At 54.0% G+C, this 21,403-nt stretch carries 24 protein-coding genes; 7 read left to right on the top strand and 17 right to left on the bottom strand.

All coding sequences use genetic code 11. The annotated features are described in order from the left end of the window. The first annotated feature begins 8 nt into the window (after window positions 1–8). Window positions 9–887: a winged helix-turn-helix transcriptional regulator gene (locus tag MV421_RS05570; RefSeq protein ID WP_297421276.1), complete on the top strand. Its 879-nt coding sequence runs from the start codon at window positions 9–11 to the stop codon at window positions 885–887. A gap of 4 nt (window positions 888–891) precedes the next feature. Here MV421_RS05570 and metG read toward each other — a convergent pair whose 3' ends face one another. Next, window positions 892–3,123, bottom strand: a complete 2,232-nt coding sequence (gene metG, locus MV421_RS05565; RefSeq protein WP_297517994.1) for a methionine--tRNA ligase — start codon at window positions 3,121–3,123, stop codon at window positions 892–894. A 307-nt stretch (window positions 3,124–3,430) separates the two neighbouring features. Here metG and MV421_RS05560 point away from each other — a divergent pair, with 307 nt between their 5' ends. Next, the gene (locus tag MV421_RS05560; protein WP_297421278.1) at window positions 3,431–3,778 is read left to right on the top strand and encodes a 6-carboxytetrahydropterin synthase; all 348 of its coding nucleotides are present in this window, start codon (window positions 3,431–3,433) and stop codon (window positions 3,776–3,778) included. Between the two features lie 71 nt (window positions 3,779–3,849). Here MV421_RS05560 and MV421_RS05555 read toward each other — a convergent pair whose 3' ends face one another. The 11 genes from MV421_RS05555 to MV421_RS05510 all read right to left on the bottom strand — a co-directional run bounded on the left by MV421_RS05555 (window position 3,850) and on the right by MV421_RS05510 (window position 11,408). After that, window positions 3,850–4,338 (bottom strand): DUF192 domain-containing protein, encoded by a 489-nt coding sequence (locus MV421_RS05555; protein ID WP_297421280.1) that lies wholly within the window; start codon window positions 4,336–4,338, stop codon window positions 3,850–3,852. A 51-nt stretch (window positions 4,339–4,389) separates the two neighbouring features. Next, on the bottom strand, window positions 4,390–4,950 hold the full coding sequence (locus MV421_RS05550) for a 2-oxoacid:ferredoxin oxidoreductase subunit gamma (RefSeq protein WP_297421282.1): 561 nt from the start codon (window positions 4,948–4,950) through the stop codon (window positions 4,390–4,392). Beyond that, window positions 4,947–5,792, bottom strand: a complete 846-nt coding sequence (locus MV421_RS05545; RefSeq protein WP_297421309.1) for a 2-oxoacid:ferredoxin oxidoreductase subunit beta — start codon at window positions 5,790–5,792, stop codon at window positions 4,947–4,949. The genes MV421_RS05550 and MV421_RS05545 overlap by 4 nt, the downstream gene beginning before the upstream one ends. Then, window positions 5,792–6,940: a 2-oxoacid:acceptor oxidoreductase subunit alpha gene (locus tag MV421_RS05540; protein WP_297421283.1), complete on the bottom strand. Its 1,149-nt coding sequence runs from the start codon at window positions 6,938–6,940 to the stop codon at window positions 5,792–5,794. Before MV421_RS05540 ends, MV421_RS05545 begins: the two co-directional genes overlap by 1 nt. Continuing rightward, entirely contained in the window at window positions 6,937–7,143 is a 207-nt protein-coding gene (locus tag MV421_RS05535) for a DUF2283 domain-containing protein (protein ID WP_297421311.1), read from the bottom strand. The genes MV421_RS05540 and MV421_RS05535 overlap by 4 nt, the downstream gene beginning before the upstream one ends. Further along, window positions 7,115–7,390 (bottom strand): DUF4258 domain-containing protein, encoded by a 276-nt coding sequence (locus MV421_RS11055; RefSeq protein ID WP_366938892.1) that lies wholly within the window; start codon window positions 7,388–7,390, stop codon window positions 7,115–7,117. Before MV421_RS11055 ends, MV421_RS05535 begins: the two co-directional genes overlap by 29 nt. 67 nt (window positions 7,391–7,457) lie before the next feature. Further along, the gene (locus MV421_RS05530; protein WP_297421285.1) at window positions 7,458–7,970 is read right to left on the bottom strand and encodes a 2-oxoacid:ferredoxin oxidoreductase subunit gamma; all 513 of its coding nucleotides are present in this window, start codon (window positions 7,968–7,970) and stop codon (window positions 7,458–7,460) included. A gap of 3 nt (window positions 7,971–7,973) precedes the next feature. Then, window positions 7,974–8,828 carry a 2-oxoacid:ferredoxin oxidoreductase subunit beta gene (locus tag MV421_RS05525; protein WP_297421287.1) on the bottom strand — a complete coding sequence of 285 codons (855 nt, stop codon included), beginning with the start codon at window positions 8,826–8,828 and terminating at the stop codon, window positions 7,974–7,976. Beyond that, the gene (locus MV421_RS05520; protein WP_297421313.1) at window positions 8,828–10,018 is read right to left on the bottom strand and encodes a 2-oxoacid:acceptor oxidoreductase subunit alpha; all 1,191 of its coding nucleotides are present in this window, start codon (window positions 10,016–10,018) and stop codon (window positions 8,828–8,830) included. Before MV421_RS05520 ends, MV421_RS05525 begins: the two co-directional genes overlap by 1 nt. 2 nt (window positions 10,019–10,020) lie before the next feature. Continuing rightward, the gene (locus MV421_RS05515; protein WP_297421315.1) at window positions 10,021–10,293 is read right to left on the bottom strand and encodes a 2-oxoglutarate ferredoxin oxidoreductase subunit delta; all 273 of its coding nucleotides are present in this window, start codon (window positions 10,291–10,293) and stop codon (window positions 10,021–10,023) included. Between the two features lie 140 nt (window positions 10,294–10,433). Continuing rightward, complete coding sequence (locus MV421_RS05510) at window positions 10,434–11,408, bottom strand: archaeosine biosynthesis radical SAM protein RaSEA (protein ID WP_297421289.1); 975 nt, start codon at window positions 11,406–11,408, stop codon at window positions 10,434–10,436. A gap of 60 nt (window positions 11,409–11,468) precedes the next feature. On the opposite strand from MV421_RS05510, the gene surE reads away from it, so the two are divergent. Further along, window positions 11,469–12,251, top strand: a complete 783-nt coding sequence (gene surE, locus MV421_RS05505; protein WP_297421291.1) for a 5'/3'-nucleotidase SurE — start codon at window positions 11,469–11,471, stop codon at window positions 12,249–12,251. A gap of 487 nt (window positions 12,252–12,738) precedes the next feature. Here the strand turns inward: surE and ftsY are convergent, their stop codons facing one another. Both ftsY and MV421_RS05495 read right to left on the bottom strand, forming a co-directional pair. Continuing rightward, the gene (ftsY, locus tag MV421_RS05500; RefSeq protein ID WP_297421317.1) at window positions 12,739–13,773 is read right to left on the bottom strand and encodes a signal recognition particle-docking protein FtsY; all 1,035 of its coding nucleotides are present in this window, start codon (window positions 13,771–13,773) and stop codon (window positions 12,739–12,741) included. 115 nt (window positions 13,774–13,888) lie between these two features. Continuing rightward, a complete protein-coding gene (locus MV421_RS05495; RefSeq protein WP_297421293.1) occupies window positions 13,889–14,338 on the bottom strand; it encodes a hypothetical protein in 450 nt (149 codons plus the stop codon). Window positions 14,339–14,455: 117 nt separating this feature from the next. On the opposite strand from MV421_RS05495, the gene MV421_RS11050 reads away from it, so the two are divergent. The 4 genes from MV421_RS11050 (at window position 14,456) to MV421_RS05470 (ending at window position 19,283) form a co-directional block, all read left to right on the top strand. Further along, complete coding sequence (locus MV421_RS11050) at window positions 14,456–15,775, top strand: BMP family ABC transporter substrate-binding protein (protein ID WP_366938893.1); 1,320 nt, start codon at window positions 14,456–14,458, stop codon at window positions 15,773–15,775. A gap of 63 nt (window positions 15,776–15,838) precedes the next feature. Further along, window positions 15,839–17,335 carry an ABC transporter ATP-binding protein gene (locus tag MV421_RS05480; protein WP_297517991.1) on the top strand — a complete coding sequence of 499 codons (1,497 nt, stop codon included), beginning with the start codon at window positions 15,839–15,841 and terminating at the stop codon, window positions 17,333–17,335. Continuing rightward, on the top strand, window positions 17,332–18,375 hold the full coding sequence (locus MV421_RS05475; RefSeq protein WP_297421295.1) for an ABC transporter permease: 1,044 nt from the start codon (window positions 17,332–17,334) through the stop codon (window positions 18,373–18,375). Before MV421_RS05480 ends, MV421_RS05475 begins: the two co-directional genes overlap by 4 nt. Next, window positions 18,372–19,283, top strand: a complete 912-nt coding sequence (locus tag MV421_RS05470; protein WP_297421297.1) for an ABC transporter permease — start codon at window positions 18,372–18,374, stop codon at window positions 19,281–19,283. Before MV421_RS05475 ends, MV421_RS05470 begins: the two co-directional genes overlap by 4 nt. A gap of 53 nt (window positions 19,284–19,336) precedes the next feature. Here the strand turns inward: MV421_RS05470 and MV421_RS05465 are convergent, their stop codons facing one another. The 3 genes from MV421_RS05465 to MV421_RS05455 form a co-directional block, all read right to left on the bottom strand. Continuing rightward, window positions 19,337–20,323, bottom strand: coding sequence for a zinc ABC transporter substrate-binding protein (locus MV421_RS05465; RefSeq protein ID WP_297417383.1), 987 nt, complete (start codon window positions 20,321–20,323; stop codon window positions 19,337–19,339). A gap of 90 nt (window positions 20,324–20,413) precedes the next feature. Then, window positions 20,414–20,695: a hypothetical protein gene (locus MV421_RS05460; RefSeq protein ID WP_297417380.1), complete on the bottom strand. Its 282-nt coding sequence runs from the start codon at window positions 20,693–20,695 to the stop codon at window positions 20,414–20,416. Window positions 20,696–20,706: 11 nt separating this feature from the next. Continuing rightward, on the bottom strand, window positions 20,707–21,354 hold the full coding sequence (locus MV421_RS05455; RefSeq protein WP_297517985.1) for a phosphoribosyltransferase: 648 nt from the start codon (window positions 21,352–21,354) through the stop codon (window positions 20,707–20,709). Window positions 21,355–21,403 lie beyond the last annotated feature (49 nt).

Genomic DNA, 21,403 nt, shown 5'->3' with positions numbered 1-21,403 from the left:
GGATAAAGGTGGAATACGGCTCAAGGCTCAAGCTCATCGCGCCGTTCGCGCTCATGGTCCTCATGCTTACATTGCTTCCGGTTATGGCCCAGTACGAGATTTCATCGATAGTTTTACAGGTGTATGAGGACGGCTACGTTCAAGTCAATATGATCGTCGTCCCGGACAACTACACTTCACAGGTCGAGGTACCCCTCCTAGGGGAGCACGTCGAGAATATCATCGTGACGGACGGTGATGGAAACCCCCTCGATTACAACGAGGAGAATGGAAGGCTTCTAATCTACTCTGGAATGAGCCACCTCGTGAACGTCTCCTATTACACACCGGACCTTACCTCAAAGGCTGGAATCGTCTGGACGCTCAACGTCTCCTCAGAGGTGCCCTTTACGATTGTACTCCCCCAGAATGCGGTGGTGGTCGACCTCAGCGACATCCCCGATGAGATAGCTGGAAACGCAATAACGATGCCCCCTGGAAACCAGAGCATCTCGTATACCTTGACCGGCATCGAAAGCACTTCAGAAAACCCTGGAGAATCGGGGGGTTCCTCGAATATCCACGCCCTGATGACAGTCTTATTGTTGGCCGGTGGTCTTGTTGGCCTAGCATACGCCTTCAGAAGAAAATCCAGGGGCTTCAGCGGTAGGATTCCAACCAGGGAGGAGTTCGAGGAGAGGCTGGGCAACCTTAACCTCAACGACGACGAGAGAAGGGCACTACTCTACCTCCTTGATAGGGGCGGCAAGGCAAGTCAGGCCGAGGTTAGGGAGGCAATAGGTCTGCCGAAGACAACGGCTTGGAGGATGTTCAAGCGCCTCGAGAGGGAGGGTCTCGTGAAGATACTCAGGGGAAAGAAGGAGAACTGGGTGGAGCTGAGGTTTTAGGCTCTCACCTTATCCTCGAGCCGAGTTTTATTCCCTTGTCTGGCATTAGCAGGGCCACGTTCTCCCCGTCATCCGCTGCCAAAAGCATTCCTTGGCTCTCAACGCCGCGAAGCTTCTTCGGCTCGAGGTTTGCCACGATAACTACGGTCTTGTTGAGAAGCTCTTCCGGCTTGTAATACTTCTTCAGCCCTGCGACGAGCTGTCTGACCTCATCGCCTATGTCGACCTTGACCAGGTAGAGTCTGTCGGCATTGGGATGGTCCTTGACCTCTATTATCCTTCCAACTCTCAAATCGAGCTTTGCGAAGTCATCAAAGCTTACATAGCTCATCTTCTCATCCTCCTTGGTTTTCTCCTTTTTCTTAGGAGATCCAACCTTTTGGGTTTTTTCTCCTTTTACTTCCGGGGTTTCCCCGTAGACGCTCTCGAGGAGCGCTAAAGCTTCCTCCTTTTTTGCCTCTCCGAAGCGCTCTAAGATGACCTTAAAGACGTCGTCCCTCTTGTAGTATTTGTCGAGGAGGAGTCTGGCGCTCGCCGGATTGCCCCTTCCGATGTAGTTCACGATGAAGTGGATTATCTCCCCATCGGTCACCTTCCTGAACATCGGGCTGGCTTTCCTGACGCGGTGGCCCGCTGAAACCTCGGTGAACTCCCACCTCTTAAGCTCCTCGATGTTGAGCAGGTGCCATATCTTCTCGCTGGCATCGGGAAGGAACGGCTCTAGAAGTATTCCGAGGGCCTTGACTATCTGGAGGGAGACGTTTACGGTTGTGGCCGTCCTCTCGCGGTCCGTCTTGGCCGTCTTCCACGGCCTCTGGTGGTCGAAGTAGCGGTTTCCGAAGATTGCTAATTCCATCACGCGCTTTAGTGCGTCCTTGAAGTGGTGCCTGCTTATCAGCTCACCTGTCTCATCGAAGGCTTTTTTGACTTCTTCGAATGCCTGCCTGTCAAGGTCGTTTAGTTCACCCCTTTCAGGAACGAGGCCGTCGAAGTAGCGGTTGACGAAGGTCATGGCCCTGTGCACGAAGTTCCCGAGGTTGTTGACAAGCTCCTCGTTTATTTTCGCCTTGAAGTCGGCGAAGTTGAAGTCGCTGTCCCTTGTTTCGGGCATTATCGCGGTGAGGTAGTAGCGGAGATAATCTGCTGGAAAAGCGTCGAGGAACTCATGAACCCATATCGCCCAGTTCCTGCTCGTTGAGAATTTTTTACCCTCGAGGTTGAGGTACTCGTTGGCCGGGATGTCATAAGGGAGAAGCCAGTCGGCCTCAACCTCCCCGTCCCGGTATTTTCCGTAGGCCATGAGGAAGGCGGGCCAGAATATCGCGTGGAAGGGCACGTTATCCTTGCCGATGAAGTGGATGACCCTAGTCTGTCCGTCGAGGTTGAGCCAGAACTTCTTCCACTCGTTCTCCCTGCCCTCCCTCTTCAGGTGCTCGATGGTCATGCTGATGTAGCCTACTGGCGCTTCGAACCAGACGTAGAGGACCTTTCCCTTAACGTCCTCGTCGTCAAGGGGAACCGGGATTCCCCAGTCGAGATCGCGCGTTATGGCTCTCTCCTCCAGACCCTCCTTTATCCAGCCGAGAACGGTGTTCCTGACGTTCGGCTTCCAGTGCTCCTGCTTTTCCACCCATTCCTTAAGCCTCTCCTGGAAGTCCCCCATGTGGATGTAGTAGTGGGCTGAATCCTTGAATGTTACCGGGTTGCCGCAGATGTTGCATCTTGGGTTAATGAGTATCTCCGGCGTGAGTGGATGCCCGCATACCTCACACTGGTCTCCGCGCTGGTTTTCTGCTCCACAGTACGGGCAGGTTCCGATGACGTATCTATCCGGCAGGAACATCTTATCGTGCTCGCAGTAAGCCTGCTTGCTGACCTTCTTCACAAGGTGGCCGTTTTCGAGTGCCTTTAGGAAGAATTCTTGGCTTACCCGGTAGTGAACCGGAAGCTCGGTTCTCCCGAAGTAGTCAAAGCTTATCTTGGCCCGCTCAAAGGTTGTCTTTATGTGCTCGTGGAACTCGTCAACGATCTCCCTCGCGCTTCTGCCCTCCTTGAGCGCGCGGAAGGTTATCGGTGTTCCATGCTCATCGGTTCCACAGACGAAGAGCACTTCCTCCCCCTTGAGTCTTAGATAGCGCACGAAGATGTCCGCTGGAAGGTAAGCCCCCGCAAGGTGCCCCGCGTGAATCGGTCCGTTGGCGTATGGAAGAGCGGAAGTAACCATGTATCTGACCATTCTAACCACCGTCCGGCTGTGTGTCCGGGGCCTTATAAGACCTGCGGGTTTTAAACATTACGATGGGTTATTAAGTATGGGAGAAAATATGTAGGGTTTGATATAAAATCGCTTTCCCAGTGGGAGTCCCCTGTCCTAACAATTATTGCGCTCTCGGGTAGTTCAACTCGCCGTGCGTTAGCATCACTACTCTGTCGTGGGTCGTCATCGTCACCTAACTTTCTTGAGGCCGCCGGTTTCCCTAACTATCACGAGTACCACCCCAAAGATTTAAAGTGTTGGGGTGGTTTGGTTTTCGGTGTGAAAGATGAAATCCCGCGTCGTCGAGCGCTTCAAGTTCGAGGCGGCCCACGCTGTCGTCATAGACGGCAAACCCGAGGAGATACACGGACACACCTTTAGGCTGGAAATAGCGGTTGAGGGCCCGCTGGGGAACGGCTATGTGATAGACTTCCTCCAACTGAGGGCCATCGTTAATGAAGTCATTAAAAAGCTCGACCACAGGAACTTGAACAGGCTCTTTGACAACCCAACGACGGAAAACGTGGCTTTGTGGATAGCTGGTGAGGTGGAGAAGAGGCTCCCGGAGGAGGTTAAGCTCCATCGCATAGTGCTCTGGGAGGGAGATGAGAACGGGGTTGAGTTTGAGTTCTGAAAAATTCTATTTGGAATGATCCCCTCGAGAATTTTTGTGAGTATCCAACGGTAAAAAGTTCTCTCGGGTCTTTAACCTTTCCCTGACTGTGGCAGCTCGGCTCTCATTTCCCTCACACTCTCGGCCATCGCCATGCCGTTGTTCGAGCCGTTCAGGTCGATTTTTCCCGGAATCAGAGACTTAACCGGGACGGCTTTTTCCCTGTCTTCTGTCGGCGACCAGTCTATCAGGTCACCCTCCTCAACTTCGAGGGTTCTTATCAGTCCCACCGGTCCCTCGATTATGTATTTCGCGGGCTTCTTTGGGGAGTAAAGGCGCCATTTTCTGGCCCGTTTGAAGTCCACGACGCGCCTTGTTGAGTCCATCCAGATAACGTCGATGTCATTCAGCATGAAGAACATGTGAATGGAGGCGTTGGCTTTCGTTTCAGCGGGCAGGACGAAAACAAGGGCGTGATCGACGTTCTTGACCAGCATTAAACCTCGGAAGCGCTTGAAGAAGCTGTCGGCGAGTTTTACCCTCCCGTGCCAGACCTTGTCCTTGGTCTCATTAGTTATCATGGTAAGAAATGGATGGTCCTGATTGATAAGTTTTTGGGAGGAAAGAAAAAATCAAAGCTCCCCGTTTTTAGCCTTCTCTCCAAGCTCAACGCCCTTAAGCAAAGCCCTTCTGTTTATCCCCTCTGTCCCGTGGGGAACCGCATCCAAGACCGCCTTCTCTATCGCGTCTCTGCTCACCAGGCCGGTCCACTCCGTTAGAACCCCCAGGGTCAAGATGTTCATGGTGAGGCTCAGTCCCGTCGTCTCCTCCGCTATCTCCGTCAGTGGGAGGGCTATGAGGTCGAGCTTCTTCTCGAACTCGGGGTCGCGGTGGGGAACGAGATCCTTCTCGACTATCACCTTCGCCCCCTCTTTGACGGTGTGGAGGTACTTGCTGTAGGCCTCCTGCGAGAAGAACACCGCGTAGTCCGGGTGAATCGTCTTTGGATAGTCTATCGGCTCGTCGCTTATAACCACTTCGGCCTTGCTCGCGCCTCCCCTCGACTCCGGGCCGTAGGCCTGGGTCTGAACCGCATAGAGACCTTCATAGACGGCAGCGGCCCTTCCAAGGATGACGCTGGCCAAAATGACACCCTGACCGCCGAAACCGCTGAAGAGGACTTCCTTTCTCATTCTTCCCACCCCGCGGTCTTCTTCGCGCGCTTTATGTAATCGCGGTAGGCCCTGACGAGGCCGGGCCTGTCCCTGTCCGCAAATTCGCCGATGACGACCTTGCCCTCAAGCTCCTCCGGTGACATTTTCTTAGCCTTGTTTATGGGAACTGTTATCTTCTGGTACCAGCGGAGAAGCTCCGGCGAGGTCTTCATCCTGTTCCTCCTTCCAAAGCTCACCGGGCACGGACTCAAGAACTCAACGAGCGAGAAACCCTCCTTTTGGAGTGCCTTCTTGATACTGTTCATGCCTTGGAGGTAGTTGAAGACGCTCCATCTCGCCACGTAGTTGGCCCCGGCGGCGACTGCAAGGCCGGCTATGTCAAAGGGGTTCTCGAACTGACCGTAGGGGGCGGTGGTTCCCTTCAGTCCCTTGAGTGTGGTTGGAGCCACCTGGCCGCCTGTCATTCCGTAGGTGAAGTTGTTGATGAGTATCACGGTAACGTCAAGGTTTCTCCTTATGGCGTGGATGAAGTGGTTTCCACCTATTGCCGCCGTATCTCCATCGCCCATGAAGGCGATTATCTTGAGGTCTGGGTTGGCGAGCTTTATGCCCGTCGCAAACGCTAACGCCCTCCCATGGGTCGTGTGCAGGCCGTCGAAGTTTACGTAACCTGGAACGCGCGAGGAGCAACCGATTCCGCTGACCCAGACTATCTCGTCCTGGCTGAGGCCGAGGTCGTCTATCGCGCGGAGCGTGAACTGTAAGGCCGAGCCAATCCCGCATCCCGGGCAGAACATCGTCGGGAGCATCTCCTTCCGGAGGTACTTGTCGCGCACATCGTAAGCGGACTTCATGTACATCATCCCACCACCCTTTCTATGATCTCCATCGGCGTGTGAACCTCGCCGCCTATCTTCGCTATGAGTTCCACCTCGGCCTTTCCGTTGGCACCTTCCTTGACGAGGTGGTAGAGCTGTCCCATGTTCATCTCGGGCACGTATATCTTCCTCACGCCCTCTGCAAGCTCTTCGATCATGTCGAAGTCGAAGGGCCAGACGGTATTGAGCTTGAGGAGACCGGCTTTAACGCCCCTCTCACGAAGCATTTTGACGGCCCTTATCGCGGAGCGCGAGACTATACCGGTGCTGATTATCGCTATCTCAGCGTCCTCAAGCCCGTACTCCTCATAGTCGATTATGTCGTCCTTGTGGTCAAGTATCTTGCGGTATATCCTGCCGATGAGTTTCTGCTGGACTTCGGGCTCAACCGTCCTAGGATGGCCGCTCTCGTCGTGGGTTAATCCGGTGACGTAGGTCCGGTAACCCTTTCCAAATATTGGCATCGGCGGAACACCGTCGCCGTGTGGGTCTCCGAAGGGCAGTTTTCCCTCCTCCTCGTTGGCCGGGAGCTTGCGATAGGTTATCTCAACCTCGTCCGGGTTGGGGATGTAAACGCGCTCGCGCATGTGGGCAATCTCGGCATCGCCAAGAATGACAACCGGCGTCCTGTACTTCTCGGCGATGTTGAAGGCTTTGATGGTCAGGTCAAAGGCCTCCTGAACGGTTGATGGACTCATAACAACGAGCATATGGTCGCCATGTGTTCCCCAGATGGCCTGCATCATGTCACCTTGGGCAGGAAACGTGGGCTGACCGGTTGAGGGCCCGCCACGCATCATGTTGACGACGACTATCGGCGTTTCGGTCATCACCGCGTAGCTTAGGTTTTCCTGCATCAAAGAGAAGCCCGGACCAGATGTAGCGGTCATCGCCTTTTCACCGGCCCAGGAGGCTCCGATTATCGCAGCTATGCTCGCAAGCTCGTCCTCCATCTGTATGCTTGTCCCATCGACAAGTGGCATGTAGAGGGCCATCGCCTCAAATATCTCGCTTGCGGGCGTTATCGGGTAGCCTGCGTAGAAGCGACAGCCGGCTAAGATGGCCGCCCTCGCTATGGCCTCATCGCCCTGGATGAAGTCAAATTTTCCAGTTGGAAACGGATATTTCATGCTACCACCCCGCTCGGGATACGGACTATCAGCTCGTGGAAATCCACGGCCTTGGAAGCGTCGAGAATCTCTATCTCAACTACCTCCCCCTTTTCGTTGAGGTGGGCTATCACGCCCTCCTCTAGATCTATGGAATCCACGATTTGGTCATCCTTCAGGCGGATGACCAAAATGTCAGCATCTTCCGAGTACTCTATCTTCATAAATCCCACCACCTCGGTAATATCTCTCCTTTCTGGGTCGGTAAACCGTCACAATCACAAGGACGCCTTCGTCATATTCATAGATCACCCTTATTAGGTGCCCATTCGTGGGATGGTGTGCGATGAACCTGCTGTGATGCCCTGTAATCACTTCTGCCGGCTCCAATATGGTCTGGAGTATATCGTTCACATTGAGCCTCCATCGGCGTGCCCTTTCCAGTGCATGTGTGTTACAAGTATAGTACATTCTCTCCCTTCTACGGCCACCCGGTAGATCCTGCCTCTGGGATGAGTGTTCTCTGACAATATCTCAATCACCTCCGTCCCTCCTCATACCCAACGCTGAAGGCCCGGATGTTTATCTCCTCGGTCCCCTTGGGAACGTGCCTCCTGATGGCCTCTTCAACGCTCTCCCTCTTCACGACGTCTGTCTTCGCAACGAGGTAACCCAGAGCGACCATGTTTACTGTTAGGGCCAGCCCCGTGTTCTCCTCGGCGAGCCTCGTGAAGGGGGCGCCTATGTAGTTCCCCTTGGGCTTCACAAGGTCGGTGTCTATAATAAGCAGGCCGCCCTCCTTAAGCTCGTCCTTAACGGTGTCGTAGCCGAGCTGGGCCAGAGCTACAAGAACGTCAGCCTTTGTGACTATCACATCGTAGATCGGTTCCTTTGAGATTATGACGTCCGCTATCGAGTGGCCGCCCCTGCTGGCTGAGCTGTAGTCCTGGGTCTGGAGGACGTTCAGCCCCTCAATGGCCGCGGCCTCCCCGAGGATGACGCCTGCCAGGACGACACCCTGGCCGCCTATGCCGGCAAACCTAATCTGCATCTTTCACTCCCCCTTCAACCCAAAGTGTTCCTGAACCTCATCTATGAGCTTGTTCAGCTCGGTGACGAACTCAGGTTTCTCCCTGTTCACGAACTCACCGATGATGAACTTGCCCTCAAGCTCCTCCGGTGACATTTTCTTAGCCTTGTTGAGCGGCACACTGTTCTTGAGGTACCAGCGGAGCATCTCCGCGGGTTCTTTCATCCTGTTCCTCCTTCCGTACTGGACGGGGCACTGGGATATAACCTCCACGAGCGAGAAGCCCCTAACTTGGAGAGCCTTCTTGATGCTATCTATCAGCTGATAGACGTGGGCCGTTGTCCATCTGGCAACATAGCTTGCCCCGGCCGCTGCGATCGTCTCACTTATCTGAAGTGGGTGCTCGATGTTCCTGTAGGGGCTGGTGGTGGTTTTTGCGCCGAAGGGCGTAGTGGGAGCCAGTTGTCCGCCGGTCATTCCGTAGATGAAGTTGTTGACGAGGATGACCGTTATGTCGATGTTCCTCCTTGCGGCGTGGAGAAGGTGGTTCCCGCCTATGCTCGCCAGATCACCGTCACCGCTTATGACGACGACCTTCTTGTCCGGCAGGCCGACCTTAACGCCGGTGGCGAAGGCTATCGCCCTGCCGTGGGTCGTGTGGAGTGTGTCGGCTAGGAAGTAAGGTGAGGCTATCCAGGCCGAACAGCCGATTCCGCTGACGACCACGAGGTCCTTTGGGTCTATCTTTAGCCCGTCGACCGCGTTGGCGAAGGCGTTTAGAACTGTTCCGCCACCGCAGCCGGGACAGAGGGCCGTGGGCAAGGCCTCCTTACGGAGGTACTTGATGAGCGGGTACTTCGAGTAAATCTCCTTGGCCATCAGGCAACACCCCTTATCTCGCGTAGGATTTTCTCAACAGTCAGCGGGACGCCGCCTATCCTGTTGACGCCCTTAAGCAGGACGTCGTCGTTGAGGTAGCGCTCGACCTCAATTATCATCTGTCCGAGGTTCATCTCGGCGACGAGAACAGCTCTGACCTTCTTTCCGAGTTCCCTCATTTTCTCCCCCGGGAACGGATGGACGGTCTTGGGAACGAAGAGTCCCGCCTTTATCCCCTCCTCCCTGGCCTTGAGGACGGCTCCAAGGGCTGGACGGGCTGTTACGCCCCAGCTGACCACGAGGATTTCGGCATCGTCCGTGAAGTGCTCCTCATACTTCTCGTAAACGTTCCTGTTTTGTTCTATCTTCCGGTGAAGCCTTCTAACGAGTTTGTCGTGAACCTCGGGCGTGTAAACATCCCTCAGCCCGTTCTCCTTATGAGTGGAGCCGGTTACGTGCGTGAAGTAGCCGTGGCCGAAAAGCGGCATCGGCGGAACACCGTCGCCGTGTGGGTCTCCGAAGGGCAGTTTTCCCTCCTCCTCGTTGGCCGGGAGCTTGCGATAGGTTATCTCAACCTCCTCAACGTCTGGAATCCTTACCTGCTCCCTTGTATGGGCCAAAACTCCATCGAAGAGGAAAACCACAGGCGTTCTCAGCTTTTCGGCGATGTTAAAGGCTCTAATGATCTCCCAGAAGGCGTCCTGTCCGCCCGTTGGAGAAACAGCGACCATTGGGTGATCGCCGTGGGTCCCCCACCTCACCTGGAAGAAGTCTCCCTGCGCACCCTTCGTCGCCTGTCCAGTGCTCGGCCCGCTTCTCTGAACGTCAACAAGGACAAGCGGTGTTTCCGTCATGGCGGCATAACCTAGGTTTTCCTGCATAAGGCTGAAACCGGGGCCAGAGGTTGCGGTCATCACCTTAAAGCCCGTCCACGAGGCACCTACCATCGCTGCTATGCTACCTATCTCGTCCTCCATCTGAAGGTAGTAGCCGTGAAGTTTAGGTAGCTCGCGAGCCATCGTCTCCGCTATCTCGCTCGACGGAGTTATCGGATAGCCTGCGTAGAAGCGGCATCCCGCGAAGATTGCCCCGTAGGATACTGCCTCATTGCCTTGCATGAAGTAGTTGCCAGGTTTGTAGAGCTTCCGTAGGAGCCGTATCTGCTCCGGCTCGTCGCCGCGGATTATCATTCTCACCACCTTACCGCGATGGCAAAATCCGGGCAGAGCAGCTCACAGAGCTTGCACTTGACGCACTTCTCGGCGTTGACGGGAATGGGATAGTGCACGCCCTTTTCGCTCAGCTCCTTGCTCCACTCGAAGACCTTTCTTGGGCACATCTCGACGCAGATTCCGCAGCCTTTGCAGAGAAAAGTGTCGACGTCGATTTCAACGACGCCCTTCGCTTTGCCGGTCACTAGGTAGTTCTCCTTCACAACAACGGTTTTTCCTTCGACGTTCGCCATAGTCATCACCTGCAATCTGCTACCTCTGTTTACGTTTGTCAACATTTAAAGCTTTCGTGGATACCCATCTATGTCCATCGAAAGAGCATGGAAGGGGGCTACCAGAGCCGGAGAAGAAAACTGGAAAGAACCGAGAGAAATCACCACATAACCAGTTGCCAGTCGAGGAGGCCGTTTTCCACTATGTAGCGCCACCTCTCGCTGCATTCCGGTCTGAGTTCCTCTATGTGGCTTATGTCCTGGGTTGCAGAGAACCTCTTTATGGCCCTGCCTATCGTCCTGTCGTAGTCAGTCAGACAGTTGTGGGGACCACGTCTTGAACCCGCCCCAACGGGATCGCTGAGGATCCTCTTCTCTGGGAACTTCCTCTTGGCCCACAGGAGGATCTCAACCGCACTCCAGAGCCACGGCGGGCGGTACTCCTTCCTTTCCCAGAGCCTCTCGTAGAGCGTCCCCTTTTGGATGTCGGTTATGTTGATCGAGAAAGTGTCGGTGTAGGGTTCGGCCTTGATTATGCTCTCCTTGGCGTCCCTAATCCCGTCTCTCTCGCTCAGGAATATTGGCTTGAGCAGGAGATATGTCTTTACCTTCGCTCCCGCTTTGTGGGTTGTCTCTGCCGCCTTAATGAAGTCCTCGAAGGTGTTGCCCTTGTTGATTGAGACGTCGGCTATATCGTCGTTTGCTGTCTCCAGGCCGATGGCAACCTCGAAATGCCTGTCCGGGACGATATCGGCAAGCTCTTTAACAGCCTCATATCTCACAAGCTCGCTCCTGCTCTCAATGACAATTTCCTTGACCTCGTTAATCCCAGCAAGGATTTCAAAGATTTTTCTACGTGTTTCTGCCTTCAGCTCGCCGTTGTCGAGGAAGGAGCCTGAGGTGAACATCCTAACAGCAAAGGGGTCTTTTTTGCCCTCTATTTTCTTCAGCGCTTCTTTAACGTAGTCAACTATTTCCTCCTGACTCCACCTCACCTTCGGTGCGGCCGTTGGGTAGGCGCACATGTAGCAGGCCTCTCCGATGCGGAAGCGGTAGCAGCCTATCGTTGGGAGGATTATGAAGAGTGCAGTTCCAGGTTTTCCGACCACGTTGTCCTCACTCGTCCAGTAGGTCATTTTCTCACCTAAGGGCCGGCTTGTGGATAGGGTTTTTAAAGGTGAGGTTGAGCCTGTACCATGCCGAGAATCCTCTTGACCAATGATGATGGGATTTACTCGAACGGAATCCGTGCGGCAGTTAAAGCCCTGAGTGAACTGGGAGAGGTCTACGTGGTTGCACCGCTCTTTCAGATGAGCGCCAGCGGGAGGGCGATGACGCTTCACAGACCTATAAGGGCCAGGCGAATAAACGTCCCCGGTGCCAAAATAGCGTATGGCATAGATGGAACGCCGACGGACTGCGTTGTCTTTGCCATTGCCCGCTTTGGAAGCTTTGACCTGGCCGTTAGTGGCATAAACCTCGGTGAGAACCTGAGCACAGAGATAACCGTCTCTGGAACGGCTTCTGCCGCCATAGAAGCCGCAACCCATGACGTACCGAGCATAGCTATCAGCTTGGAGGTGGAGTGGAAGAAAACGCTCGGCGAAGGAGAGGGAGTTGACTTCTCGGTTTCTGCTGACTTCCTGAGGAGGATAGCGGGTTCCATCCTGAAGAATGGCCTTCCGGAGGGGACTCACATACTTAACGTCAACGTGCCGAGCGACGCGACGCCTGAAACGTCGGTCGAGATAACCCGCCTCTCCAAAAAACGCTACTGTCCGACTGTTGAGGAGAGGATCGACCCCAAGGGCAACCCCTATTACTGGATAGTGGGGAGGCTTTTGAAGGAGTTCGAGCCTGGAACAGACGCTCACGCCCTAAAAGTCGAGCGGAAGGTCAGCGTGACGCCGATAAACATAGACATGACAGCGAGGGTGGATTTTGAAGAGGTTATGGAAATCTTGAATGGAAATGTATGAACTCGAGCATGCAACTGTGTCGATTTGTTTTTATATTTGCACAGGATATGTGTGGGATGGATATGACATACAACATTTAGTAATCCACAGTGGCTGGGATATGTACGATCACTACCTAGCGTGGGGTAACTGGGGATCTAAGACGCACTCGTGAAGATAGCCTCCCAAGAGGAGGTAAAGTTAATGAGTCCTAAGGAATTCATTCTACATGTTCTTTCCATTATTTTTGCAGCGGTCTGGGAGCTTGTACTTGCCTATAATAGGGGGGCTATCAGTGAGTATTATGTTGAGAAAGACACAATTCTTTTGAGAACTGGATATGACAATAGCGGCTGAACTCACAGCCTTATGGTGTTAATAGATGGTGAGTGAATCCATGGAGCTCCGCTCGCTCCTCTACCTTTTCTTCTTTCCTGTGTGGGAGTTCCGCTCATGATTTTACATTGTCTTCTGAAAGCTTCGCCCTTTAGGGCGGGGAGGAGGTCAGCTAATACCGGGAGCACTCGCCGTCAGCTGCTGAGGGAAAAGAATTGGGAGTCACCCCCTCCCCAAAAATCCTGTCCACGAACCACCTCTCGTCGAATGGCCTGAGGTCGTCGTAGCCTTGGCCGACGCCGACGAAGAGGATTGGAGCACCTATCGCGTTGCTTATGCTTAGTGCCGCTCCACCGCGCGCGTCTGCGTCTAGCTTCGTCAGTATGACTCCATCTATCCTGACGGCATCATTGAACTGCTTCGCCTGCTCAACGACCGCGTTCCCACTCAGGCTGTCGCCGACAAAGAGTATGAGGTCAGGCTTTGCCACCCTGACTATCTTCTTCATCTCGTCCATGAGGTTCCTGTTGAGTTCGTTCCTTCCCGCGGTGTCTATGAGGACTACATCAACGTTTCTCGCCCTAGCGTGCTGAATTGCGTCGTAGGCCACAGCGGCAGGGTCTGCGCCGTAGTCGTGCTTTATGACCTTCACCCCAACGCGCTTTGTGTGCTCTTCGAGTTGCTCTATTGCCCCAGCTCTAAAGGTGTCGCTTGCCGCGATAACGACGCTCAGGCCGTTCTTCTTGAGCCAGTGGGCAAGCTTCGCTATTGTGGTGGTCTTCCCGGAGCCGTTGAAGCCGACGAAGGCTATGACGAAGGGCTTCCCCTCCTTCAACCTTATTTCCCTTAGGAGATCCACTCTCTTCTTGGGGGTCAGGATTTCGAGAACGGCCTCGCGTAGGGCCTCCTCTATCATCCTACCCTTGTTGGTGCCGATGCGAACTTTTCTGCCGACGAGCTTCTCCTTTATCTTCTCGCGCAGGGCCTCAACGGTTTCAAGGGTAACGTCTGCTTCGAGGAGTTCAAGCTCCAGCTCGTCGAGTGCCTCTTTTATATCATTCTCCTTTATCTCGACCTGCAGGAGCTTTTCAAGAAAGCCCTTCTTCTCCTGGGGGGTTCCCTCTTGGAGGATCTTCCCTTCCTCCTCGACCTTCTCCTCGACCTGCTTTGAGAACTTCTTGAGCTTCTCCCTGAGCTTCCCGAACACCTTTCTCACCCGGAGGATAGAGGGAGACACGGTATATAAAGCCCTCGGCGATAGCTGGTGTCATCACCGTTCAGTCCCGAAGCCACTCGTCATCGGGCGTGAGTTGGCATTCTCATCAGTATCTCTTTATGTAGGTTTTGCTCTCGACAACGCGTCCGTTTTCAAGTCTCATAACGTCAACCTGCTCGAAGCCAGCTGTCTCCCTCTTGTATGCGATTAAGTAATCGATGGAGTCCTTAATTCTGTAGCGTGTTATTGAATCCTTTATATACTTTCCCTCATAGAGGAGGACCAACCTGCCCCTGTGTTCTGAAAGCCACCCGTAAAGGGCTTCCTTATCTTCTTTTGGCCTTGAGAGGGGGTTAACCACGAGGTATGCGTCAAAGTTCTCCCCCTCCATGGGGGAGCCTATGTATACCTCCCCATCAACCTGGAATGGCAGGTACTCGGCAAGAATACGCATCCCTCTCCGTGCCCAGGAGTTGAGGTATATCCTTGCGAGTTTTTTCCCGTTGCCCGTTATTAAAACGACTCCCGAATCCAGTTCCGCTATTCTCTTCAACATGGTAGGGAGTTTTACATAATGGTTAAAATCTTTTCTGGATTTTCGGTGATCTGGTGAAACCGTAAAGTATTTATCCTGTTACAGGAAGCAACACTCGAAAACTTTCGGGGTGTCCATATGAAGAAGTGGCTAAGCATCTTTTTGATAGGTCTCATGGCCCTTAGTGTTGTGGCCAGTGGTTGTATAAATGGGAGCAACTCAACCAGCAATCCAACTGCTACGAACAGTCCAACCCCCACTAAGATAAACATCCTCTACACCTACACCGGATCCTTCAGTGACCCCGCGAAGGGCAAGCAGGCGGCTCAGGCACAGCTCCAGCAGGGTGCTTGGGTAATCTACCAGGTCGCAGGCGGAACCGGACTTGGTGTTTTTGAGGCAGTTTCAGATTATCTCAAGGCTAACAACAAGAAGATGGGCCCACCCTTTGCCATAGGTGTTGACTCTGCCCAGGATTGGATTAAGCCCGGTGTTATAATTGCATCGATGATGAAGCGCGTTGACGTCGGTGTCTACGATGCGGTTAAGGAAGCGGAGGAAAACCAGTTCAGAGGCGGCGTTGTTGAGCTCGGTCTCAAAGACGGAGGCGTTAAGCTCAGCACCCTCCAGGACGTAAAGGCCATGTTCGACTCACTCCCACCTGATGTCAAACAGAAGAAGCTTCAAGAGCTCGGCTTCCAGAACGAGCAGCAACTCCTCAATTACCTCAACGAGACCCGCCATCAGATTCCGGCCTGGATATGGCAGGCGGTTGACCAGCTCCAGCAGGAGATAGTGAGCGGCAAGATAGTCGTCCCGATGGCCATAAACAAAGACGAGATAACCCAGCTCAGAAACGCCAAGAACCTCAGCACTATGGAGACGCTTGGAAGGGAATGGGCCAAGAGCAACCCCAAGCCAGAAACCTACTTTAACAAGACCCTCAACGAGAGGCAGAACACGAAGAAAATAGCAATTGTCTTCGACGTCGGTGGCAGGGGTGACCTGAGCTTCAACGATATGGCCTACATGGGTGCTGAGAGGGCCGTCAAAGACCTTGGACTTCAGCTCACCCAGCTCCAGAGCAACAGCCCGAACGACTACTACCCCAATCTCCAGAGCCTCGCCAAGACAGGTCAGTACGACATAATCATCGCCGTCGGCTTCATGATGACCAATGCGGTCAAGAAGGTCGCCCAGGAGTATCCCAAGCAGAGATTCGTTCTCATAGATGGCTATGATCCAAACATGCCGCACAACGTTCAGATGGTTCTCTTCAAGGAGAATGAGGGTTCTGCACTCGCGGGTGCACTGGCCTCACTCATAGCGCTCAACGACCACAAGGACACGATAGGAATCGTCCTCGGTATGGAGATACCGGTTCTCTACAAGTTCGAGGGTGGCTACCGCTTCGGTGCCTACTGGGGCCTTGAATACTATAAGACCCACAAACACTGATCCCCTTTTCTTTACTTTGTTCCTGGAGGTGATCCCGTGGAAGAGGAGACCCCTTTGCTCGAGATGAGAAACATCGTCAAGGTTTATCCCGATGGAACCAAGGCCCTCAAGGGGGTCGATGTTAAGGTTTACAATGGCGAGATACTCGGTCTTCTCGGTGAGAATGGGGCCGGAAAAACGACCCTAATGAAGATCCTTTTCGGTATGCTCAAACCCACGAAGGGGACTATCCTTTTGAACGGTAGGGAGGTCCACTTTAAGAGTCCCGCTGATGCCCTGACTAACGGAATTGGGATGGTCCACCAGCACTTCACCCTCGTTGAAGTGTTCAACGCTCTTGAGAACATAATCCTCGGAATGGAGGGCCACGGCCTTTTCTCAAGGATAGACGTCGATAAGGCCAGAAAAAAGCTCCAAAAACTTATGGATGAACTCAACTTCCAAGTTCCGCTTGATGTGCCTGTTGAGAACCTTCCAGTGGGAGTTCAGCAGAGGATCGAGATACTTAAGATGCTCTACAGGGATATCGACCTCCTCATACTCGATGAACCCACCGCCGTTTTGACCCCGATAGAAGTCAAGGAGCTCTTCGACGTCCTAAGAAAGCTAAAGAGCCAGGGAAAGACCATCATCTTCATCAGCCACAAGCTCAACGAGGTCATGGAGATAACCGACAGGGTAACCGTCATCAGGAGGGGAGAGGTTATAGGCACCGTTAAAACGGAGGAAGCGACGCCGCAACTCCTCGCCAGGATGATGGTGGGCAGGGACGTTGTCCTGAGGATAGAAAAGCCGCCCAAGGAACCCGGGGAGGCCATCCTCCACGTTGAGAACCTATGGGTCAAGGGCGACCGCGGTGAAGAAGCAGTGAGGGGGCTCTCCTTCCAGGTCAGGGCAGGAGAGATATTCGGAATAGCCGGCGTCGAGGGCAACGGACAGAGTGAGCTGATAGAGGCCATAACAGGACTGAGGAAGGTGGAAAAGGGCAGGGTGAAAGTGAACGGCGTGGACATAACGGGCAAGGGGCCCAAGGAACTATACGATATGGGTATATCCCACACCCCCGAGGACAGAACCCACATGGGGTTGGTTCTCGATATGACCGTTATGGAGAACGCCATACTCGGTATGCAGTGGAGAAAAGAGTTCTCAAGGGCCGGGCTTATGGACTGGAAGAACGTGGAGCAACACACGAAACGCCTGATAGAGGAGTTTGACATAAATGCTCCCGGCGTTAAGTCGCCGGTTAAGTCTCTCAGCGGCGGAAACCAGCAGAAGCTCATCGTAGCGAGGGAGGTTAGCAAGAAACCAGAGCTGATCATAGCATCACAACCGACCCGTGGTGTGGACGTTGCATCAACCGAGTACATCAGAAACTACCTGGTCAAGCTGAGGGATGGGGATAAGGCGGTTCTCCTCGTTTCAGCGGACCTCGACGAGGTTCTCCAGCTCAGCGATAGAATGGCCATAATGTACGAGGGCCAGTTTATGGGAATCGTCAAGCCCCATGAGGTGACGGAGGAGCAGATAGGTCTCATGATGGGGGGTGTTAAGGAATGAGCTTCTCAGACGAGCTTCGCGGCTACTGGAAACCCCTGACCGAGAGCGTTCTCGCGATACTGATAGGTGCCCTTGTTGGTGCGATAGTGCTCTGGCTCAGCGGTTACGATGCCATCACAGCATACAAGGCCCTCTTAGAGGGCTCCTTTGGCTCAGTGGGAAACTTCGCTGAGACCCTCAGCAAGTCCACCCCCATTATGCTCACGGCTATAACCTTCGCCATCGGTTCAAGGACGGGTCTTTTCAACATAGGCGCGGAGGGTTCGGTTTACTTCGGTGCCATTACCGCCATTGGGGTGACACAGATATTCCAAAACCCTCTCGCCGGACTACTCGGCGGACTGCTTATCGGTGCCCTCTGGATGCTTCCGGCCGCGGCCCTCAAGGTTTACCGCGGTGTTCACGAGGTCATCTCGACGATAATGCTCAACTGGATAGCCTTCTATCTCGCCGGCTGGATGGCCCTCAGTGTCCTAGCCAACCCAGACAACCCCAACAGCACGTTATCTATACCCCCTGGGGCGAGGCTCCCACTCCTCGTTCAGAACTCCACGCTCTCGCTGGGTTTCATCGTAGCGGTGCTAACCGCCATAGTGGTCTACATTATAATGTGGCACACGAGGCTCGGCTACGAGCTCAGGGCCAGCGGCCAAAATCCGAGAGCGGCGGAATACGGTGGAATAAATCCCAAGACCGCTATGATATGGTCTTTCCTCATCGGTGGAATGACAGCCGGGTTGGCGGGTGCGGTTCAGGTAATGGGTATACCTCCAAACTACTCGATAAGTCAGGGATTGGCCAATGTCTACGGCTACGGTTTCGACGGAATAGGCGTCTCCCTCGTCGGCAGGGATCATCCCCTCGGAATAATCTTCGCCGGGATCCTCTTTGGTGCCCTTAACGCTGGCGCCACCCAGATGCAGCAGACGGGTGTTCCGCTTGAGATGGTAAAGGTCATTGAGGGAATAATCATCGTGGCCGTTGCCGTTCCTGGACTGCTCGACCTCTTCGCAAGGCTCTTTAGGAGGGGATCACAGTGAACGGGACGATGATAGTCAGCCTCCTCCTCGGGTCACTCGCGGCCATGGTGCCCATAGCCCTCACCAGCGTCGGGGCGGCGATAAGCGAGAGGGCTGGCGTGGTCAACATAGGCTACGAGGGAATACTGATGCTCTCAGCGTTTTTCGGGACAATCTTTGCAGAGGCCGCCCACAGTGGCTGGGTCGGCCTGCTCGGGGGAGCACTGACCGGCATCGCCCTTGGGGTTGTCCACGGCGTGATAACAGTCTACCTCAAAGGCGACCATGTCATACCGGGTATAGGTATAAACCTCATTGGCTACGGCGGTGTCGCCTTCGGAATCCTCGCCTACTGGGGCACGGCAGGGCAGCACCAGGTTCCGAGCTACGCCCAGATAACCCCCCTCTGGATGGACGCCTTCGGCAACTCTCTGAGTCCAATGGTTCCGATAACTTTTGTGGTCGCGTTCATAGCCTGGTGGGTGCTCTTCAAGACGCCTTTTGGCCTGCGCATCCGCTCCGTCGGTGAGAACCCTGAGGCGGCCGACGCACTTGGGATAAACGTTGAGCTCTATCGCTTCACCGCGGTTTTGATAGCGTCGGCGCTGGCAGGGGTTGCCGGAGCTTACCTGAGCGTGGACTGGCTTGGAACCGTCACAAAAACGATAGCCGCGGGAAGGGGATTCATAGCGCTGGCCAACATGGTCTTCAGTGGTTGGAATCCACTAGTGGCCCTTGTGGGGGGCTTCATCTTCGGATTCTTCGACAATCTAGCAATATATATACAGAGCAACCCGTGGCTCGCCGGGGCGATTCCCTGGCAGTTCATAGCGACACTGCCCTACGTGGTGACCCTTATAGTGGTGGCGGGTATAATAGGCAGGGCCAGGCCGCCAAAGTGGGACGGAATTCCCTACAGGAGGGAGTGATTCTCTCTCCCCGTTTATTTCTCCGGAACTGTTCAAAAGAAAATAGAAACGGCTCACTTCTTCAAAACAACACCGATCGCGGTTCCGAGTACGAGTCCAACAACGAGGGAGACGATGACGTAGGTTCCAACGTTTGGGCCCTGAACTGGCTTTTCGATGGGCCCCTTTCCGGTGATGGCCTCTAAGATCGCGGCGGTGTTCTTTATCAAGAGCTTCGTGTAGGGCTCATCCGTTCCGAAGACTATTATCCCTGCGATGGGTTTTCCGCTCTTTTCTGCGAGTTCAAAGGCGGCTTTCTTCAGCTGATCGGGGCTGTCAACGCCGTAAACTATCAGGCTGGAGTTTGCAGCCTCCGGTAGCAGGTTGTCAACCCCCACTGCAGGAGCCTCCTCCTCGGGCTTTATGGCGGCGACGGCCTTTATTCCGAGCCACTCTATTGCGTACTGGTCGGGAGGCATCTGTATGACCGCCGTTTTGTTGTGCCCCACGAGAGCTCGGTAGGCCTTAACTATCGCGTTCACCCTCTCCTGAAAGTTATTGTATTCCATGGCGTATATGTTGGCGTTTGCCGGGTCAATCTCTTCAAGTGCCTTCTCAGTTGCCTTCGCTATTGCTAATGCATTGGTGGGATCCAGCCAGACACCGTGAGGGTTGTCCTTGCCGGTGTACCATCTTTCAGTCAGGTAACGGAAGCCCTCCCTCGCGTAATCGTCCGCAAAGAGGGCTTTCCCCTTTATAGTTCCCTCTGCCTGCAGCTCGGCTATCTTCTTCTCGACCGGAAGGTGACCGTCGGTCGTCACTATGACGTCTGCCCTCTGGAGGAGTGCTATCTGCTTGGCAGTGAGCTGGTACTCATGGGGGTCAATGCCCGGGGGAATGAGGTAAACAACCTGAACCGAATCCCCAAAGGCGTCCTTAACTATCCCTGCGAGGGGTGCTATCGTTGCCACAACGAGGGGCTTTGTTGATGCGGCTGATGTAGCGGGGGGACTCAGCAGAGCAACGAGGAGTATGATTGCAAGCAGGCCTCCCTTCTTCATCTCACTCACCGAAGGTCATTGTGAAAAACCGTTTAAAACCTGTCGCCTCCCGTTAGAAAGTGCTAGGGCATAAAATATAAGGCAACGGTCTCAATCGTCTCCGTTGCTCCTTATATGGGGCTTGCCTATGGCTATGGTGAATCCCTTGAAGGAGTCATCCTTCCTGTTGAACTCTATGGCCAGCGGGAGATCATTATCCTCGTTGAAGACTATCCTCACTATCCTCGCGCGCGAGTGTTCGCTCAGGTAGTCCTCCTTCAGGCCCTCGTAGTTGTCTATGACCTCGTTTATGCTCTCGCTGTGCATCTCATAGATTTCGCTGGCATAGACGCTGTGGTTCTTGATCTCCTCGACCTTTTTCTCCCTGTTCAACCCCAACACCCTTAGGCTTTGCGCCAGGCTCCCTCGCGGGACTTAAAAACCTTCCTGAGCTCGGCCATTCTAAGCGCTTCTTCAAGCTTGTCCTTGGGAACCTCGAGGTTGTGAAGCTCCCTGAAAAGCGCGATGATTTCGTCAGTGGTTAAAGCTTCTTTCTCCTCAAGGAGGCTGTTGACGAGGTTTATCATGTCCTCAACGAAGTTCCACGGAAAGACTACCCAGGTCCAGTCAATTTCCTCGCCGTAGTAGTCGGGCTTGAAGCGCGAACCCATTATCGTGAGGAGTGTGGCGGTCCTTGTTTCTGTCGGTTTTTGGCTCTCGACGTAGTTCTTTGCAAGGGTTAAACTCTCACCTGTGTCACTGATGTCGTCAACGATGAGAACCTTCTTGCCCTCGAGATTGTAGTTGCTACCGTATTTGAGCTTTGCCTTTCCATCTGGAGTAGCAGTGACACCCCAATGCTCGATCTTGAGGCTTACCAGGTCTTTAATGCCGAGGTAATCGCAGTACAGGCGTGCCGCCACCCAGCCACCCCTTGCGAGTCCGACAACAACGTCTGGTTTCCAGCCCTCCTCAAGAACCTTCCAAGCCCCTTTCCCTGACCACTCTTCAATCTCTTTCCAAGAAGCAAGTCTTGCAGGAAACTTCTTCATCTGGATTTCCCTTAACTAAGCGGACGGGGGGTTATATTTAAGTGTTTTG

The organism is Thermococcus sp., from assembly GCF_027023865.1.
Taxonomy (GTDB): Archaea; Methanobacteriota_B; Thermococci; order Thermococcales; family Thermococcaceae; genus Thermococcus.
The sequence above is the reverse complement of the archived record's forward strand: the minus strand, read 5'-3'. Positions and strand labels throughout refer to the sequence as shown.